The organism is Mycobacterium sp. WMMD1722 (assembly GCF_049315205.1).
Classification (GTDB): Bacteria; Actinomycetota; Actinomycetes; order Mycobacteriales; family Mycobacteriaceae; genus Mycobacterium.
The window spans coordinates 2494903-2512231 of the sequence record NZ_CP186056.1; the positions used below are offsets into that span (position 1 = coordinate 2494903).

Genomic DNA, 17329 nt, shown 5'->3' on the forward strand with positions numbered 1-17329 from the left:
CTCACCACTGCTGACGGGATCGACGGCCCGCCTGCACCACCGTCCCCACCCGCTCGACCAGAATCGCCATCTCGTAGCCGATCTGGCCGATGTCACACGAGCGGGTGGCCAGCGTCGCCAGGTTGGACCCGTCGCCCACCCGCATGAGCAACAGATAGCCCTGTTCCATCTCGACCACCGACTGCAGCACGTAACCGCCGTCGAAGAGCTGCGCGGCACCGGTCGACAGACTCGCCAGGCCGGAGGCGACGGCGGCGAGTTGGTCAGCCCGTTCGACCGGCATGTGCTCGCTGGCGGCCATCAACAGACCGTCCGCGGAGACCAGTACCGCATGAGAGACCCCGGACACGTCGCGGGCGAACCGGGAGACCAGCCAGTCGAGCGATTCGCGCTGCGTCGAAGGTGCCGGATAGGTCATTCGCGGTCGGTCCCCCCGGTCTCTCGTGCGTGCGCCCGCCCCGCGTGCACCCCGCCGAAGTGGCTGCTGATGCTGGCCCGGACGGCCTGCGGATCGCGTCTGGGCGGCGGTGGCGATGCTACCCCGCCCTCCGGACCGTCGTCGGGCTCATCACCGCTGCCGGGAACCAGCCGGGCCCCGGGCTCGCGCATCGGCAGACCTTCTTCGGTGATCTCGCGCACCGGTGCCTCCTCGGCCGCCGCCGCGGCCGACCATCCGTGGTCCCACACCGACTTCCAGTCCAGGTCGGTGCTGTTGCCCAGTTCGGTCGGATCGATCAGCCACTCCGAGAGCATCGACTGGTAGATCGCATCGTCCGAGCCCGCGGTGGCACTCACCGGCGGTGCCGGCTCGGCGGCGGGCTCGGGATCGGGTACCGAAACGGGGGCCGCCGCGGTGAAGCCGCTGGCACCGGGATGACGTTGCGGCAGAACATCTCCCGGCTCCCCAGCGGGGCCGCCGACCGGGGGTGAGGCGGGCTGCGGTGCGGCCGGGATCATCGCCGGCCGGTGGTACTGCGGTGCCGGTGGCACCTCGTCGCGGACCACCAGTTCGGCGGGCACATAGACCCCGGCGGTCATCCCGGAATGGGGTTCGTCGACGACCGTGCTGCGCAGCCGCACGACGAAACCATGCTGAGCGGCCAGCCGGCCGACCACGAACAGGCCCATGTGCCGGGCGGTGTAGGGATTGACCTCACCGCCGGATTGCAGCCGGGTGTTCGCCACCCGCAGATCGGCCTCGGCCATGCCGAGACCGACGTCGCCGACCTCGATGACCAGACCGCCGTTGCCGGTGGGCGCGGCCGACACCCGGACCGCGGAATCCGGTGGTGAATGCCGGAGCGCGTTGTCGAGCAGTTCGGCCAGCAGATGGATCAGATCGCCGGCCGCCGAGCCGACGATCATGCTGTCGGGCACCGCCCCGGTGACCACCCGCTGGTAATCCTCCACCTCGGAGGCCGCGCCGTTGACGATCCCCGTCACCGGCATCGCCTCGGCCCGCTCGCGCGGTATGCGGGCGCCCGAGAGCACCAGCAGATTGGCGCCGTTGCGCCGCATTCGAGCGGCGAGATGGTCGAGCTGGAACAGACTCTGCAACCGGTCGGGATCGTCCTCGGCGCGCTCGAGCTCATCGATCAGCGCGAGCTGCTGATCGACCAGGGACCGGCTGCGCCGTGACAGTGTCTCGAACATGTCGCCGACCTGCAGCTGCAGCCGGGATTGTTCGGCGGCCAGCAGTACCGCCTGCTCGTGCAGTTCGTCGACCGCGTGCGCGACCTGACCGATCTCCTCGGAGGTGTGCACCGGGATCGGGGTGACGGGCCCCGGGTCGGCGCCTGCGCGCACCTGCTCGACCTCCCGGGCCAGATCCTGGTGAGCCACCCGCAGCGCGCTGTCGCGTAACCGGCGCAGCGGCCGGACCAGCGACCGGGCCACCAGCACCACGATGGCCAGCGCGACCAGGAACACGGCGACGACGATCACCGTGTCGCGGATTGCCATACCCCGCGCCGCGTCCGCCGAGGCGGCCACCGCCGCCGGAATCGCCTCGACGTTGTCGGCGATGAGCCTTTCGGCGATCCCGGCGGTCACCTGCTGCGTCGCCAGCAGCTCCGGGTTGCCGACCAGCGCCGCCGCCGGATCGGCGATCAGCGCCCGCCGGTCGAACATCGCGCGACGCAGGTCGGCGGTCTCGGTCGAGGCGCCGCCCAGCAGCTCGGCCATTCCCGAGACCGTCGAGGGTTCGGCGCCGGCCAGGGCGACCAGTGCGCTGCGCAGCACCGGCTCTTGCAGTTCCGCGCCGCGGGTCACCAGCATCGACTGCATCGCCATCTGCCCGCGCGCCGCGAGCGCCTGGGCGAGCGCCTCGGCGCGCAGCGCGACGTCCCGGGAATCCGAGCGGGTGGAGCCGGTCACCGCCGTTTCCGCGGTCAGCAGCAGCGGCGCGTAGCTCGTGACTCGCCGGCGCAGATCGATCGACCCGGCGTCGACCTCCTCGGTCAGCCCCTGCCCCAGGTCCAGCAGGGTGTTGACGGCCAGCGCCACCTCGGGCACGACATCGGTGTCGGCGAGGCGCTGCTGCAGTTCCGTGGCCCGGGCCGCGACGTCGGCGGCGGTCGAGTCGCCGGTGAAGACCGCACCCTCGACGGCGGCCAGGAGGCCGTCGATCGAGGGGATCAGGTCTGCGCGCTCAGCGGCCAACCGCGCGTCGGCCGCGTCAGAGACGTTGGCGGCGATGCGCAGACCGCCGAACATGCCCGCCAACAGCAGGGGCACCGCCACGATGGCGAGCACCTTCCAGCGCACCGGCCAATTGGCCGGGGACCACCGCGCCGGCCGTCTCCGCGACGCCGGCGCGGCGAGCTGCTGGTAACTGGGCGGTGCAGTGTTACGCCTGATGGGAGTGGAGATCCGCCGATTATGGCAGCCCCGCGGAGACCTATCCAGGGTTGTCACAGACAGCGGACCGGTTCGTGACCAGACCGATGCGCTGCCATCATCGTCGGATGTTCCGGCTGATGTTCCACTCCCCGCGGATCGCCCCCAATACCGGCAACGCGATCCGCATGGTGGCGGCGACAGGATGCGAGTTGCACCTCGTGCATCCGCTCGGATTCGACCTGTCCGAGCCCAAACTGCGCCGCGCCGGGCTGGACTACCACGACTTGGCGTCGGTGACGGTGCACGACGATCTGCGCGCCGCATGGCGCGCGCTGCGACCGTCCACCGTCTACGCGTTCACCGCGCATGCGACATCGTCGTTCGCCGACGTGGCCTACCAGCCCGGCGACGTGCTGCTGTTCGGACCCGAGCCGACGGGCCTGGCCGCCGAGACGCTGGCCGATCCACACATCACCGAACAGGTCCGGATCCCCATGCTCGCCGGGCGGCGGTCGCTGAATCTGTCCAATGCCGCCGCGGTCGCGGTGTACGAAGCGTGGCGCCAGCACGGCTTCACGGGAGCGGTGTGACCTCTCGGCGGGCCGGCTCGGGCTCGCGGGTGCGGTCGACGGTGATGTCGACGATCTGGGAGACGAAGCAGCGCGGCTGGTCGCGGGGCGCGCGCACCAGCACGACGGTCAGCGCGCCCCACACCACGCGTCCGTCGGCGGTGATGTAGCGCTTGTCGATGCGATAGGAGCGCCTGCGGCCCTCCAGGCATTCGTTCATCAGCGCCACGTCGGTCTCGAGGTCCTCGGGGTGGGTGAGGTCCTGGAAGGTGCGGTTGGCCAGATCGCGCCGGCTGTAACCCACCATCGAGCGCAGCGCGCGGTTGGTGCGCAGGAACTTTCCGTCGAGTCCGACGACGGCCATGCCGATGGGCGAATGGGCCAGCGCCAGTTCGAAGCGGCGCTCCCCCAGCAGATCGACGTCGGCGGGGGTTGCGTCGGCCGGTGCCGGGCCGACAGCCGCCTCGGGGAAGCCGTGTACGTGTGGCTTCGGCCGGCCCAGGAAGTAGCCCTGCGCCCAGCTGATGCCGGCGGCGTGCACGGCATCGAGCTCGCCCTGGGTCTCCACCCCCTCGGCGATCGCGGTCGCGCCGATCTGACCGGAGAACTCGGCGATCGCCTGTGCCAACCGCCTGCGGGCGTCGTCGACGTCGATGTTGCGGGTGATCGACTTGTCGATCTTCACAAAGTCCGGCGCCAACTCCAGGACGTGGGAGAAGGAGGCGAACCCCGCGCCCACGTCGTCGACGGCGACCCGCATACCCAGGGTGCGGCAACTCTCCAGGACGTCGTCCAGTGCGCCGTAGTTGGGCACGGCGTCGTGTTCGGTGATCTCCAGGACCAGCCGCGCTGGATCGATGTCGGCGAGCAGCCGGGCCCAGTGGGCCTTGAGTGCACCCGCCGGCGAGATGTTGACCGCCACGAACACATCGCCGGGCAATTGAGGCATCAGCGACACGACCCGCTCGACGATCGCGATCTCCAGTTCCACCCCCAACCCCAGGGAACCGGCCTGCTCGAAGAACAGATCCGGGCGGAACGGTTCGCAGGGGAAGCGGGCCAGCGCCTCGACACCGACCACCTTTCCGCTCGTGACGTCGTGCACGGCCTGGAAGACCACCTCGAAGTCACGCTCTTCGACGACCCGACGGATGGCGTTGCGCTGGTCGGCGGTGGGGTCGAGATCGGATTCGGTTGTGTGCATCAGGGTTCCGACGAGGTCGGCGACCTGGGTGGCGATGCGCAGATCGGCGTCGACGAGATGCGGTTTGGGCCGGTCGCTGACCGCGCACAGCATGCCCACGGTCGCCCCGTCCGGACCGGGAACGGGCACCCCGACGTACGCACCGAGATTCCACTCGCTCGTGATCGGGAGCTGGGCGGTGATCGGGTTGGCTGAGGTGTCCGCGATGACACCGGGTAGCCGCCCGTCGATCACCCGCACGCAGTACGACCCGGACAGCGGTGACCGGTCACCGGCCGAGATCCCGAGCGTCTGGTGGTTTCCGTCGACCGCCTCGAAGACCTGCATCCCGTCGCGGAACGACGACAGCCAGGCGGTGTCGAGGTCCAGCCGGTGACGCAGGAAGCTCAGCAGATTGTGGATGAGGTCGATGGTGGCACCGTCGCGGACGGCCCCCGCATCTGCCTCATCGACACTCATGGCGTAAGGATAATGCGGCCGACCAGCGAATCAGCCCCGAAACGGGCGCGCCGTCACCGAATGGTCCGAGGTCAGCTCACCAGGAATCCCAGTGACTGAGCTGCGCGGCCGGCAGCCGCTTGGCCTTCTTGAAGTCGGTGCCCTTGGTGTAGGCGATCGGGAAGAGGCCGCCCTGGGCGTAGGACTCGAACGGGATGCCGAGCAGTTCGGCCGCCTGCTTCTCCCCGTCACCCATCAGATGCAGAGTCGTCCAGGCCGAGCCGAGGCCCCGGGAGCGCAGCGCGAGCATGAAGCTCCAGACCGCGGGCAGCAGCGACCCCCAGTACGACGCGGTCATACCGGCGGGTGCGCCGTCGGGGCGGCCCTCCAGACACGGGATCATCAGCACCGGCGCCTCGTGGAAGTGCTCGTTGAGGTATTTGGCGGAACTCATGACCGCATCCATCTGTTCGTCACGGATGTCGCCGCGCTGCGGCTTGGGCAGGTCCAGATACGGGGTGGCGTTCGCGGCGTAGATGTCGGCCAGGGCCCGCTTCTTGGCGGGATCCTCGACGAAAACCCACTGCCATCCCTGGGCGTTGGATCCGGTGGGGGCCTGCAGCGCGATCTCCAGGCACTCCATCAGGATCTCGCGCGGAACCGGTGTGTCGAAGTCCAGCCGTTTGCGGACCGAGCGCGTGGTGGTCAGGAGTTCATCGACAGTCAGGTTGAGGGTCATGACCGGAGACTACATTCGCTGCCATGGCCGCCGATCTCACGCGCGAAGTCACCAGCAGGCTCGAAGCCGACCACTTCGGCTGGCTCACCACCGTCGCCCGGTCCGGGCAGCCGGTGCCCCGGTTGGTGTGGTTCTTCTACGACGGATCCGAACTGATCGTCTACACCCATCCCGACGCCGCGAAGGTCCGCCACGTCCGGAATCACCCGCAGGTCAGCCTGAATCTGGATTCCGACGGTCAGGGCGGCGGGATCATCGTCGTCGGCGGGCGGGCCCGCATCGACGCCGAGGGGGTGGACTGCCGCGACGACGCCCCGTACTGGCAGAAGTTCTCCGGCGACGCCGAACATGCGGGCCTCACCGACGTCATGGGCGACTACAGCACTCGGATGAAGATCAGCATCGACAAGGTGTGGACGACACCGACCCCGTAGCGGGGCTCACCTGAAGTCGCGCGACGTCGAGCCCACCCGCATGTTCAGCGTGCCCAGCCGGTCGGCGATGACGGTGACCGCGCCGGTGGCGTTCTGCACGATGCCGCGGATCACCATGGCCGACGCGGTCTGGGCCAGCCGGCGGTGCCGCGACCACAGCTGCGGGGTGCACAGCACGTTGACCATGCCCGTCTCGTCCTCCAGGTTGATGAACGTCACCCCCTGTGCGGTCGCCGGGCGTTGCCGGTGGGTCACCGCCCCGGCCACCAGCACCCGGGTGCCGTCGGGCACGTCGAGCAACCGGGCGGCCGGCACGACGCCCATCGCGTCGAGGTCCGCGCGCAGGAACTGGGTGGGATAGCTGTCCGGCGACACCCCGGTGGCCCATACGTCGGCGGCGGCCAGCTCCAGTTCACTCATCCCGGGCAGCGCCGGAACCCCGCCCGCCGAGCCGACCCCGGGCAGCCGATCCGGGCGTTCGGCGGCGGCCGCGCCTGCCGCCCACAGCCCCTCGCGACGGGTGATGCCGAAGCAGCCCAGCGCCCCGGCCGTGGCCAACGCCTCGGTCTGCGGTACCGACAACTGGACGCGTCCGGTCAGATCCAGCAGAGACAGGAACAGGCCGTTGGCCATTCGCTCGTCGACCAGGCGTTCGGCCAGGGCATCGCCGATGTGGCGGACCGCACCGAGCCCCAGCCGCACCTCGGTGCCCGCATTCTCGAGCGTGGCGTGGGCCAGGCTGGCGTTGACGTCAGGGCCGTGCACGAGGACGCCGTGGCGGCGCGCGTCGGCGACCAGCGACTGCGGTGAGTAGAACCCCATCGGCTGGGCCCGCAGCAGTGCGGCGCAGAACGCGGCCGGGTGGTGCAGTTTGAACCAGGACGAATAGAACACCAGCGAGGCGAAGCTCAGCGAATGACTCTCGGGGAAGCCGAAATTCGCGAAGGCCTCAAGCTTGTCGTAGATCCGGTCGGCGATCTCGCCGGTGATGCCGTGCCGGCTGCGCATACCGTCGTAGAACCGGCCGCGCAGCCGGCGCATCTTCTCGGTCGATCGCTTGGAGCCCATGGCCCGGCGCAGCTGGTCGGCCTCGGCCGCGGTGAATCCCGCGCAGTCGACCGCCAGCTGCATCAGCTGCTCCTGGAACAGCGGCACCCCGAGGGTCTTGCGCAGTGCGGACTCCATCGAGGGGTGGTCGTAGGTGACCTCCTCCTCCCCGTTGCGGCGCTTGATGTAGGGGTGCACCGACCCGCCCTGGATGGGTCCGGGCCGGATCAGGGCGACCTCGACCACCAGGTCGTAGAACACCCGCGGCTTGAGCCGCGGCAAGGTGGCCATCTGCGCGCGGGACTCGACCTGGAACACCCCGACCGAGTCGGCCTTCTGCAGCATCTCGTACACGCCCGCTTCGGACAGGTCGAGCTTCGACAGGTCGACGTCGATCCCCTTGTGTTCGGCCACCAGGTCGATGCAGTAGTGCAGTGCGGAGAGCATGCCCAGACCCAGCATGTCGAATTTGACCAGCCCGATGGCCGCACAGTCGTCCTTGTCCCACTGCAGCACGCTGCGGTTCTCCATCCGCGCCCACTCCACTGGACACACGTCGGCGATCGGCCGGTCGCAGATCACCATGCCGCCCGAGTGAATCCCCATGTGGCGGGGCAGGTTCGAGATCTGCAGCGCCAGGTCGACCACCGGCTCGGGGATACCCTCGACGTCCGGGGAATCGGCCAGCCCGTTCCATTTACTGAGCTGCTTACTCCAGGCGTCCTGCTGTCCTTGGGAGAAACCGAGAGCGCGGGCCATATCGCGGATCGCGCTGCGACCGCGATAGGTGATCACATTGGCCACCTGGGCGGCGTAGTCCCGGCCGTAGCGGCGGTAGACGTACTGGATGGCCTCCTCACGCAGATCCGATTCGATGTCGATGTCGATATCGGGTGGACCGTCGCGGGCCGGCGAGAGAAACCGTTCGAACAGCAGCTCATTGGCGATCGGGTCGACGTTGGTGACACCGAGTGCGTAACAGACCGCGGAGTTGGCCGCCGACCCCCGGCCCTGCGACAGGATGTTGTTCTCCTTGCAGAACCGCGTGATGTCGTGGACCACGAGGAAGTAGCCGGGAAAGGTGAGCTTCTCGATGACCCGCAACTCGTGTTCGATCTGGGCATAGGCCTGCGGCGCCCGCTCCGGTGGGCCGTACCGGTCCCAGGCGCCGGTCATCACCAGGTGCCGCAACCAGCTGTCCTCGGTTTCACCGGGCGGTACATCTGGGTACGGCGGCAGCTTCGGGGCGATCAGCGCCAGGCCGAATGCGCACTGCTCCCCGAGTTCGGCTGCGGCGGTGACCACCTCGGGACAGTGGGCGAACAGCTGAGCCATTTCCCGGCCCGATCGCAGATGGGACCCGCCCAGCGGGGCGAGATACCCGGCCGCCTCGTCGATCGAGTGGCGGGCCCGGATCGCCCCCATGGCCATCGCCAGCCGGCCGCGCGACGGTTCGGCGAAATGCGCCGCGGTGGTGGCCACCACCGCGAGACCGAAACGCGCCGCCAGCCCGGCCAGCACGGCGTTGTGTTCGTCGTCGAGGGGGTGGCCGTGACAGGTCAGCTCCACGGTGACCCGGTCGCGGCCGAACCGGTCGACCAGATCGGCGAGTGCGCGTTCCGCCGATTCCGGGCCTTCCACCGAAAGAGCTTGCCGGACATGACCTTTGCGACACCCGGTGAGGATCTGCCAGTGGCCGCCAGCGGCCTCGGTGAGTGCGTCGTAGTCATAGCGGGGTTTTCCCTTCTCCCCGCCGGCCAGGTGCGCGCGAGCGATCTCTCGGGACAGCCGGCGGTACCCCTCCGGCCCACGGGCCAGCACCAGCAGGTGGGGGCCGGGCGGGTCGGGCACCTCGGTGCGGGCGGTGTCACCCAGCGAGAGCTCCGCCCCGAACACCGTGCGGACGTCGAGTTCCCTCGCCGCCTCGGCGAACCGCACCACACCGTAGAGCCCGTCGTGATCGGTCAGGGCGATGGCACGCAGGCCCAGCCGGGCCGCCTCTTCGACGAGTTCCTCCGGAGTGCTCGCCCCGTCGAGGAAGCTGTACGCCGAGTGGGTGTGCAACTCGGCGTACGGGATGGTCGCCGAATCAGCGCGCGGCAGCGCGGGCGGCTGGTAGACGCCGCGTTTCCGGGACCAGGCCGGGCTGACGCCACCATCGCCGTGGGGTTCGGCCAGCGATGCCCCGGCCCGACGCGGCTTGCCGGTGAGCACCCGCTCGATCTCCGGCCAGGTGGCGCCGTTGGAGAAGCTCACCGCGCCAGTGTATCGAACTTGCGTTCGAAAAGGCGAGGCCGCGGGTCAGGGCAGATCGTCGCGGGTGAGTTGGTCGCGCGGCACCACCACCATCGGCACGTCGAGCACCCGCAACATCTTGGCCGCCGTGGAGCCGAGAAAGAGCCGCCTCGGCGCACTGAGCCGGCTGGAACCCACCATGATCACGTCACCGTCGTGCCACTCGAGCCGGCCGACCGCCGCCTCGACCGTCGACCCGTCGACCACCGTCGAGGTCACCGGGAACCCTTCGGGCAGATCGCGTTTGGCGGCCTCGAGGGTACGGTGGGCATGCTCGAGCGCCTGCTGATGGACCGCGTCGACGTCACCACGCAGGGTGCCGAACGCCGGGTCGAGGGCCACCAGGGACACCAGCCGCAGCGGAGTGCCCGCCGATCCGCTGAACCGGACGGCGAAGTCGAGCAGCAGATCCGCACCCTCGCGCCGGCCGATCGCGCAGGTGACCTCCCGGACCTTGGTGACCGGCGATTCACGCAGCCCGCGCGGGGCCACCGCGACCGGCACCGGCGCGGAGTGCAGGAGTTCGTTGACCACGCTGCCCAGCGAGTAGCTGCCCGCCAGACCGCCACCGGAGCCGCCGACGACGATGGCGTCGGCCTCCAGACGCATCGTCTCGCGAATGATGCCCTCGGCGAAGGAGTCGTCGAACGTGACGTGGCTGTGGGCCGTCACGTCGTCGGGCACCGTCGCCAACGCCTCGGTGAGCCACCCCCGGGCCTGCTCGGCGAGCAGTTCGTCATAGCCCTCCGGCGGCACCACCGTGCGCAGCAGGCGTTCCGGCGGCAGAACGATACACACTTCGAGTGTCGCGCCCAGCGTCCGCGCCAGGCGGACGCCCAGCGCCAGGGCGTCCGCACCGCCCGGGGTGGCGAGGAAGCCGACGACCAATCTCATGGTCGAATCCTGCCAACCTCCGGCCCGGCGCACCCCGGCTTCACCGAAATCACCCGCGGTATTCGGCGGTCCCGTCCTCGAGCACCGGCCGCGCATCCGAACCGTCGGGCGCCGCAGCCTCGGTCCGGAACACTGCGGCGCCGTCGGTCGTGCGCCAGATCGAGGTGGTCAGGGTCTCCCCCGGGAACACCGGGGAGGTGAACCGGGCGCCGATGGCGGTGATCCTGGTGGCATCACCGCCGCCGAGCTCGGCGACCAGCGCGCGGCCGGCCACCCCGTAGGTGCACAGCCCGTGCAGGATCGGGCGGGGAAAACCGGCGAGCTCGCGGGCGAACCACGGATCGCTGTGCAGCGGATTGCGGTCCCCGGACAACCGATAGATCAGGGCCTGGTCTTCGCGGGTCGGCAGCGCGATCCGGGCGTCGGGGTCCCGGTCGGGGATCTCGGGAGCCGCCGGGCGTGACCCGGGCTGCCCCCCGAAGCCCCCCTCGCCGCGAATCACGGCGGTCGACACCGTCTCGGCCAGCACCTCACCGGTGTCGGGATCGCTGCCGGTGCCCTTGAACACCAGGATCGCGTTGCGTCCCTCGCCCTTGTCCTGGATGTCGACCACCTCGGACACCACCGAGAGCCGGCCCGCCGCGGGCAGCGGCGCGAACAGCCGGACCTGCTGGGACCCGTGCAGCAACTGGCTGAAGTTGAACGAGCCGACCGCGCCGACCGCACCCCAGGCGGGGCTGGCGATCACGGCGTAGGTGGGCAGCACCTGCTGGTCGATGTCGTGGCTGTTCTCGGTGGTGAACGCGAGATCGGCGGTGCCGGCTCCGACACCGAGGGCGTAGAGCAGGGTCTCACGATCGGTCCATTCGTAGATCCGCGGCTCGGACGTCGCACCGACGGCATCGGGTTTGATCGGCATGGACACTCCCTTCGTGGCGTGGATCGGACCTTATCCTCGGGGATTAGGCCGCCGGATTCGGGCTATCGGTACACCCATGGCCGACCCACGCGCGATGCGTTCGGTCCTGCTGCTGCACCGGACGATGACGGCGCTGCTGGACATCGAGCTCAAGAACGGTTTCGGACTTCGGCTCATCGACTACGAGATCCTGCAGCAGCTGCTGTCCCGCGGCGCCGGCGACTGTCTGCTCAGCGAGCTGGCCCGGGAGCTGTCGGTCCATGCGACCACGGTCAGCATCGCCACCGAACGGCTGGGACTGCGCGGCCTGATACAGCGCGGCACCCATCACCAGGACCGCCGCGCGATCGTGGTCGCCATCACCGACGAGGGACGCGAGCTGACCGCCACCGTGACCACCGCGCTGGCGGAGGTCGGCTTCGGTTTGGCGAATCTGACCGACGCGCAGCGGGAGACGCTGTCCGCGCTGGGCCCGACGAAGCCCAGCGCGGACTGACGTATCGTCTGCGCCATGGCGGGCGACGAAATCTCTCGGCGGATACCGGTTTTCGCCGATGTGGACACCGGGGTCGACGATGCGATGGCGCTGGTGTATCTGCTCGCCAGTGTCGATGCCGAGCTGGTGGGGATCGCCTCGACCGCAGGCAACGTCAATGTCGACCAGGTGTGCGCCAACAATCTGGCGCTGCTCGAACTGTGCGGGATCACCGACGTCCCGGTGTCGCGCGGCGCCGACGGTCCGGTCGCCTCGCCGCTGCGGACCGCCGAGGACACCCACGGACCCGAAGGGTTGGGTTACGCCCGGATGCCGGCCGCCACCCTCGGGCTCACCGACCACGATGCGGCCCAGGCGTGGATCCGCGCAGCCCACGCCCACCCCGGTGAGCTGGTCGGTGTGGCGGTCGGTCCGCTGACCAATCTGGCGCTGGCGGTGCGGGCCGAACCCACGCTGCCGAGCCTGCTGCGCCGCCTGGTCATCATGGGCGGCGCCTTCGACTACCGCGGCAACACCACCGCCGTCGCCGAGTGGAATATCAGCGTGGACCCGGAGGCCGCCGCCGAGGTGTTCGCGGCCTGGAGTCCGGAGCGGGGTGCGGCCAGCGCACCGATGGTGCTGGGCCTCAACCTGACCGAGAACATCGCCATGACACCGGCCTTGCTTGCTCGGCTCGCCGACGCGGCCGGGTCGACGACGACGCCGATGAGCGTGCTCGACAGCCGCGGCACCCGGTCGACGGCGAGCAATCCGCTGATCCGCGTGCTGGAAGACGCGATGCGGTTCTACTTCGAATTCCACTTCGACCAGGGCGAAGGCTTCCTCGCGCATTTACACGATCCGCTGGCCGCGGCAGTCGCCCTGGATCCGGATCTGGTGCGCTACCGGCCCGCGACGGTCGATGTCGAGCTGACCGGCACGCTCACCCGCGGTATGACGATCGCCGACTGGAACGGCCGATGGGGCCGCGAGCCCAACGCCCTCGTCGGTGTCGGCGATCCGACCGGCGGTGTCCCCGCCGCGTTCTTCGACCGCTTCACCGCCCGCGTCGGACCCTTCGCCCGGGAGATCGGCGAGGCGATCAGTCGTCGGTGACGTTCACCGTCACATCGATGTTCCCGCGCGTCGCATTGGAGTACGGACACACCTGATGCGCCTTGTCCGCGAGCTGTCGCGCGGTCTGCTCGTCGACATTGGGCAGTGTGACCTCCAGCTCCACCGCCAGTCCGAAGCCGCCGTTGTCGAGCTGACCGATCGACACCCGGGCACCGACCGAAGAGTCGGAGACGTCGGCGTTCTCCTGCCGGGCCACCAGCCGCAGCGCCGAGTGGAAACAGGCGGCGTAGCCGACGGCGAAGAGCTGTTCGGGATTGGTGCCGTCGCCACTTCCGCCCATCTCCGTGGGGATGGCCAGGTCGAAGTCGAGGCGACCGTCGGAGCTGCGGCCGTGGCCGTCGCGTCCCTCGCCGGTCGCCAGGGCTTCTGCGGTGTAGAGCGCCTTCATGTCGATTCCTTCCGATTGTGCCGATGGTGCGCAGAGGCGGTGAGCGCGTCGCTCAACTGCCGGACGGCGTCGCGCAGCCGCTCGGCGTCGTCGACCGACAGGCCGGTGGCGGCGAAGAGCTGCTCGGGGATGCATTGCGCACGCTCCTCGAGCGCGCGGCCGGATTCGGTGAGCACGACCTCGACCTGCCGCTCGTCAGTGCGGGAGCGTCGGCGCTGCAGAACCCCGTTGGCTTCCAAGCGCTTCAGCAGGGGCGAGAGGGTGCCCGAATCCAGCTGCAGCCGCTCACCGAGCCGGCTCACCGTCACCGCTCCCTCCTCCCACAGCACCAGTAACACCAAGTACTGCGGATAGGTGAGGTTGAGTTCGGTGAGCACCGGCCGGTAGGCCGCCGTCATGGCACGCGTCGCCGAGTACAGCGCGAAACACAGGTGCTGATCGAGGCGGAGTGCGGCCATATCATCAAAGTAGTGCACAATTAAGTTGTGCACAATCATAGCGGCTATTCATAGACCCCCTCGACGTACCAGTGCCGCTGGCGGTAACACAGCAGCAGAGCGGCCTGCCCCGCGGCGCCGTCGAGCAGCACCTGCGCCCGGGCGGTGCGACCCTTCGCCCGGTCGGGGTCCCACCACCGCTCGTCGACCGGCCACGGCCCCGTCCACCACGACAGCCGCCCCCGGTACCCGCCGCCGTCCAGCCGGGCGGGCGCCCCGGAGAACAGGCCACGCGGGGTCACCCGCACCGGATTGCCCCCTTCGTCGAGCACCTCGACCGGGTCGTCGAGCAATACCGCCGGCGCCGGCTCCGGCAGCTGCCCGGGCCACGGTTGCCCCGGATCGGCCTGCGGCACGGGCTCATCGCCGAATGCGGCGAAGACGATGCGCTCGGCGGGTCCGCGACCGCCGCTGAGCACCGGCACCTGCACCGCCTCGGGACCGAGCAGACCCTGTACCCGCACCAGTGCCCGGCGAGCCCGTAGCCGATCCTCCTCGCCCACCCCGCCCCACAGTGGGAGCTGCAGCGCCTCGGCCGAGATCACCTCCACCGGCCGCAATCGCAGCACGGTGACCGGCGCGGTGGGTCGATCCCGGGGGTTGCGCCGGTTCAGCCAGCCGTCGAGCTGCCAGCGCACCCGGTCGGCCGTGGCGTCCTCGGTCAGCGGTTCGGCACAGCGCCAGACCCGCTCCAGCTCCTGCCCGTTCTCGGTGACGGCGTGGATGGCCAGCCGGGTGCAGCCGACCCCGGCCGCCTCGAGACTGCGGTGCAGGGCACTGGCCAGCGACCGGCCCGCGAACGCCGCCGCGTCTACCCGGTCGATCGGAGGATCGCAGGTCATCACCGCATCGAGTTCGGCCGCCACCTCCCGCCCCGACGGACCACGGGCCGCCTCACCGCAGGCGAATCGGTGCGCGATCACCGCATCGGTGCCGAATCGGGAGGCCACGTCGGTGCGCGACAGTGCGGCGAACTGTCCGATCTTTCGAATTCCCATCCGCCACAACAGGTCTGCCAACTCTTCCCGACCAGGGGCGGCAAGGCTGGGTTCGGTGGCGAGCTGCCGGATGGACAGTCCGGACAGGAAGCGGGCGTCTTGCCCGGGGTCGATGATGCGGCCCGCCCGGGCGGCGAACACCGCGGTGGGCAGCTGGTCGGCGATGCCGACCTGGCATTCGGCGCCGGCGGCGGACACCGCGTCGACCAATCGTTCCGCGGCGATCTGCTCGGAGCCGAAATATCGGGCGGCGCCGCGCACCGCCAGCACCAGCAGTCCGGGACGGAGCACCTCGGCGCGCGGCACCAGGTCGTCCACCGCGACGGTGACGTTCTCGAAGTGCCTGGCGTCCCGCGCCGGATCGGCGGCAGCGACGTGCAGCTGCGGACACCGGGCCTGGGCCTCCCGCCGTCGCAGACCGCGTCGCACCCCGGCCGTCCGCGCGGAGGCCGAGCACGCGATCACCCGATTCGCCAGCGTGACCGCGACCGGGGCGGTCGGCGCCAGTCGGGCTGCCGCGGCGGCGGCGACCGCGGGCCAGTCCATGCACCAGATGGCCAACACCCGGGCCGCCGTGGGAGAAGATCGCGCCACCTCACTCACCGACCGCGCGCCCGGGACCGAAGCCCCGGCCGCGTCCCCGCATCGCCAGCCGTACCCTGCCGATCCGGCCACACCCCGGCCGCGGCGTCCCGGAACCCGCACCGGTCACGTCGAACCCACTGACCCGGGCATCGAGCCGGACCGAGGCGCCCGGCCAGTCACCGTCGGTAACCGCCAGCGTGCATCCTTTCTGGCGCGCCCGCGCCGTCACCGCGCGCGCCCGTCCCGCCGGCACCGAGCGGCCGCCGAGGCCGAGCACCACCAGATCCATTCCGTCCATCAGCACGGCGGCCACCTCGACCGGATCAGCCCCGGGATCGGGGATGACGGCCACCCGGCTCAGATCGGCGCCCATCTCCGCCGCGGCCAGCAGACCGGCATCCGGCCGGCCGATGATGGCGGCATGTCCGCCGTCGGCCGTGACCGCGGCAACCATGCCCAGCGGTAGCGATCGCGCCCCCGACAGGACCGCCACCGACCCACGCGGCAACGACACCGGCAGGCGTCCGGCCAGCATTTCCGGCAGCGCCAGCAAACTTTCCGACTCCGGCATCGGGTTCAGTGCAGGAGTGGGCCCGCAACGCCCCGGCCCGACCTTGCCCGCCACCGCAGCCATCTGCTTGCGCAGCTGTTCGACCTGCTCAGCACGGTTGAGATAGCGTAGGTCGAGGTTCGCCGCCGCCGTCACAATGGCACCTCCAGCCTCACCAGAATCACCCGCTGTTCGAATGTATGTTCGATACTCCGAGTAAACACTCCCCCTCCGACAGCGTCAAGCGCGTCCGGATCCCCCCCAGTGGCGAGCATCACTGCACTGATAAATGGTGCCATTGACAAATGTCATCATTGGTTGTTGTACTTCGAACCGTGGCAACGATGCCGGCGCGGGGCTCCCTGCGCTCCCGCTCCGCAGCAACCCTCAGCGGCCTGACCCTGCGGCAGATCAGCGCGGTCCTCCCCCCCGATCGGGCGTGGGGATTGTGGCTCTCCCGCCAGATCGTGGCCCGCATCATGGACACCTTCGGACCGCCGTTGGCCGACGTACGCGTCGACCCCGTCGACACCCGGATCTCCGACGGCCGACGGCTCGTCGGCGAGTGGGTCCGCGGCCGCGGTGTACCGGACGGACAGCGCGCCGAGCGCGCGATCTACTACGTACACGGCAGCGGATACGCGCTCTGCTCACCGCGCACGCACCGCCGACTGACCGGATGGCTATCGACACGCACCTGCCTACCGGTGTTCAGCGTCGACTACCGACTCGCGCCACGACACCGGTTCCCCACTGCCGCAGACGATGTCCGCACCGGCTGGGACTGGCTGACCCGTGAGGTCGGCTTACCCGCCGACGCGACGGTGATCGCCGGCGACTCCGCGGGCGGGCATCTGAGCGTCGACCTGCTACTGCAGAACGACGTCGACCAGCCCGCGGGGCTGGTCCTGCTCTCCCCGCTGGTGGACCTCACCTTCGCGCTTGCGCGGGAGTGCGAGCGGCTGCGCCACGATCCGGCCATCCGTTCCCGCGACGCCCGAAGACTCGTCGATCTGTACTGCGCCGCAACAGAACCGGTCCATCCGCGACTGCGGCTCGCCGTGGCCACCGGCCGCCCGCTGCCGCCCACCCTCATCCAGGCGGGCGGGGCGGAGATGCTCGCCGGTGACGCGCGCGCGCTCGCCGAGGACATCCGTCTCGCAGGTGGCCGCTGCACCCTCCAGGTGTGGCCCGACCAGGTCCACGTCTTCCAGGCGCTGCCCCGCCTGACTCCGGAGGCGGCACCCGCCATGGGTGAGATCGCCACCTTCATCTCGCAGGCGCTGCGCGCCCGCGAGGTCGAGAAAGCCGCAGGCTGA

General features: G+C 70.1%; 16 protein-coding genes. 5 read left to right on the top strand and 11 right to left on the bottom strand.

The window, feature by feature from the left end:
• Window position 1: 1 nt before the first annotated feature.
• Window positions 2-418, bottom strand: coding sequence for a roadblock/LC7 domain-containing protein (locus tag ACN27E_RS11840; RefSeq protein WP_422749268.1), 417 nt, complete (start codon window positions 416-418; stop codon window positions 2-4).
• Window positions 415-2766, bottom strand: a complete 2352-nt coding sequence (locus ACN27E_RS11845; protein WP_422749270.1) for an ATP-binding protein — start codon at window positions 2764-2766, stop codon at window positions 415-417. The genes ACN27E_RS11840 and ACN27E_RS11845 overlap by 4 nt, the downstream gene beginning before the upstream one ends.
• Window positions 2767-2966: 200 nt before the next feature.
• Between ACN27E_RS11845 and ACN27E_RS11850 the strand changes: the two genes are divergently transcribed.
• Window positions 2967-3431 carry a tRNA (cytidine(34)-2'-O)-methyltransferase gene (locus tag ACN27E_RS11850; RefSeq protein WP_422749272.1) on the top strand — a complete coding sequence of 155 codons (465 nt, stop codon included), beginning with the start codon at window positions 2967-2969 and terminating at the stop codon, window positions 3429-3431.
• Here the strand turns inward: ACN27E_RS11850 and ACN27E_RS11855 are convergent.
• Both ACN27E_RS11855 and ACN27E_RS11860 read right to left on the bottom strand, forming a co-directional pair.
• Window positions 3415-5073 (bottom strand): EAL domain-containing protein, encoded by a 1659-nt coding sequence (locus ACN27E_RS11855; RefSeq protein WP_422749273.1) that lies wholly within the window; start codon window positions 5071-5073, stop codon window positions 3415-3417. The genes ACN27E_RS11850 and ACN27E_RS11855 overlap by 17 nt on opposite strands.
• Before the next feature lie 76 nt (window positions 5074-5149).
• Complete coding sequence (locus ACN27E_RS11860) at window positions 5150-5791, bottom strand: nitroreductase family protein (protein WP_422749275.1); 642 nt, start codon at window positions 5789-5791, stop codon at window positions 5150-5152.
• Between the two features lie 23 nt (window positions 5792-5814).
• Between ACN27E_RS11860 and ACN27E_RS11865 the strand changes: the two genes are divergently transcribed.
• Window positions 5815-6225, top strand: coding sequence for a TIGR03667 family PPOX class F420-dependent oxidoreductase (locus tag ACN27E_RS11865; protein WP_422749276.1), 411 nt, complete (start codon window positions 5815-5817; stop codon window positions 6223-6225).
• Between the two features lie 6 nt (window positions 6226-6231).
• Here the strand turns inward: ACN27E_RS11865 and ACN27E_RS11870 are convergent, their stop codons facing one another.
• Genes ACN27E_RS11870 through ACN27E_RS11880 form a run of 3 tightly spaced genes read right to left on the bottom strand, consistent with a single transcriptional unit; the run spans window position 6232 to window position 11380 of the window.
• Entirely contained in the window at window positions 6232-9528 is a 3297-nt protein-coding gene (locus tag ACN27E_RS11870) for an error-prone DNA polymerase (protein WP_422749278.1), read from the bottom strand.
• A 45-nt stretch (window positions 9529-9573) separates the two neighbouring features.
• Window positions 9574-10461 carry a universal stress protein gene (locus ACN27E_RS11875; protein ID WP_422749280.1) on the bottom strand — a complete coding sequence of 296 codons (888 nt, stop codon included), beginning with the start codon at window positions 10459-10461 and terminating at the stop codon, window positions 9574-9576.
• A gap of 49 nt (window positions 10462-10510) precedes the next feature.
• Window positions 10511-11380: a MaoC/PaaZ C-terminal domain-containing protein gene (locus ACN27E_RS11880; RefSeq protein ID WP_422749282.1), complete on the bottom strand. Its 870-nt coding sequence runs from the start codon at window positions 11378-11380 to the stop codon at window positions 10511-10513.
• 76 nt (window positions 11381-11456) lie between these two features.
• Between ACN27E_RS11880 and ACN27E_RS11885 the strand changes: the two genes are divergently transcribed.
• Complete coding sequence (locus ACN27E_RS11885) at window positions 11457-11876, top strand: MarR family winged helix-turn-helix transcriptional regulator (protein WP_422749284.1); 420 nt, start codon at window positions 11457-11459, stop codon at window positions 11874-11876.
• Window positions 11877-11891: 15 nt separating this feature from the next.
• Window positions 11892-12971, top strand: coding sequence for a nucleoside hydrolase (locus tag ACN27E_RS11890; RefSeq protein ID WP_422749285.1), 1080 nt, complete (start codon window positions 11892-11894; stop codon window positions 12969-12971).
• On the opposite strand, the gene ACN27E_RS11895 is transcribed toward ACN27E_RS11890, so the two are convergent.
• Genes ACN27E_RS11895 through ACN27E_RS11910 form a run of 4 tightly spaced genes read right to left on the bottom strand, consistent with a single transcriptional unit; the run spans window position 12958 to window position 16166 of the window.
• A complete protein-coding gene (locus ACN27E_RS11895) occupies window positions 12958-13380 on the bottom strand; it encodes an organic hydroperoxide resistance protein (RefSeq protein ID WP_422749287.1) in 423 nt (140 codons plus the stop codon). The two genes, ACN27E_RS11890 and ACN27E_RS11895, sit on opposite strands and share 14 nt — an antisense overlap.
• Window positions 13377-13838, bottom strand: coding sequence for a MarR family winged helix-turn-helix transcriptional regulator (locus tag ACN27E_RS11900; protein ID WP_422749289.1), 462 nt, complete (start codon window positions 13836-13838; stop codon window positions 13377-13379). Before ACN27E_RS11900 ends, ACN27E_RS11895 begins: the two co-directional genes overlap by 4 nt.
• Before the next feature lie 44 nt (window positions 13839-13882).
• Complete coding sequence (locus ACN27E_RS11905; RefSeq protein WP_422749830.1) at window positions 13883-15421, bottom strand: DNA polymerase Y family protein; 1539 nt, start codon at window positions 15419-15421, stop codon at window positions 13883-13885.
• Between the two features lie 49 nt (window positions 15422-15470).
• A complete protein-coding gene (locus tag ACN27E_RS11910; protein WP_422749291.1) occupies window positions 15471-16166 on the bottom strand; it encodes a hypothetical protein in 696 nt (231 codons plus the stop codon).
• A 188-nt stretch (window positions 16167-16354) separates the two neighbouring features.
• On the opposite strand from ACN27E_RS11910, the gene ACN27E_RS11915 reads away from it, so the two are divergent.
• Window positions 16355-17329 carry an alpha/beta hydrolase gene (locus tag ACN27E_RS11915; protein ID WP_422749831.1) on the top strand — a complete coding sequence of 325 codons (975 nt, stop codon included), beginning with the start codon at window positions 16355-16357 and terminating at the stop codon, window positions 17327-17329.

Coding starts and splice junctions, on each gene's coding strand:
- ACN27E_RS11840 (WP_422749268.1), bottom strand. CDS start 418: ATGACCTATCCGGCACCTTCGACGCAGCGCGAATCGCTCGACTGGCTG.
- ACN27E_RS11850 (WP_422749272.1), top strand. CDS start 2,967: ATGTTCCGGCTGATGTTCCACTCCCCGCGGATCGCCCCCAATACCGGC.
- ACN27E_RS11855 (WP_422749273.1), bottom strand. CDS start 5,073: ATGAGTGTCGATGAGGCAGATGCGGGGGCCGTCCGCGACGGTGCCACC.
- ACN27E_RS11860 (WP_422749275.1), bottom strand. CDS start 5,791: ATGACCCTCAACCTGACTGTCGATGAACTCCTGACCACCACGCGCTCG.
- ACN27E_RS11865 (WP_422749276.1), top strand. CDS start 5,815: ATGGCCGCCGATCTCACGCGCGAAGTCACCAGCAGGCTCGAAGCCGAC.
- ACN27E_RS11875 (WP_422749280.1), bottom strand. CDS start 10,461: ATGAGATTGGTCGTCGGCTTCCTCGCCACCCCGGGCGGTGCGGACGCC.
- ACN27E_RS11880 (WP_422749282.1), bottom strand. CDS start 11,380: ATGCCGATCAAACCCGATGCCGTCGGTGCGACGTCCGAGCCGCGGATC.
- ACN27E_RS11885 (WP_422749284.1), top strand. CDS start 11,457: ATGGCCGACCCACGCGCGATGCGTTCGGTCCTGCTGCTGCACCGGACG.
- ACN27E_RS11890 (WP_422749285.1), top strand. CDS start 11,892: ATGGCGGGCGACGAAATCTCTCGGCGGATACCGGTTTTCGCCGATGTG.
- ACN27E_RS11895 (WP_422749287.1), bottom strand. CDS start 13,380: ATGAAGGCGCTCTACACCGCAGAAGCCCTGGCGACCGGCGAGGGACGC.
- ACN27E_RS11900 (WP_422749289.1), bottom strand. CDS start 13,838: ATGGCCGCACTCCGCCTCGATCAGCACCTGTGTTTCGCGCTGTACTCG.
- ACN27E_RS11905 (WP_422749830.1), bottom strand. CDS start 15,421: ATGGACTGGCCCGCGGTCGCCGCCGCCGCGGCAGCCCGACTGGCGCCG.
- ACN27E_RS11915 (WP_422749831.1), top strand. CDS start 16,355: ATGCCGGCGCGGGGCTCCCTGCGCTCCCGCTCCGCAGCAACCCTCAGC.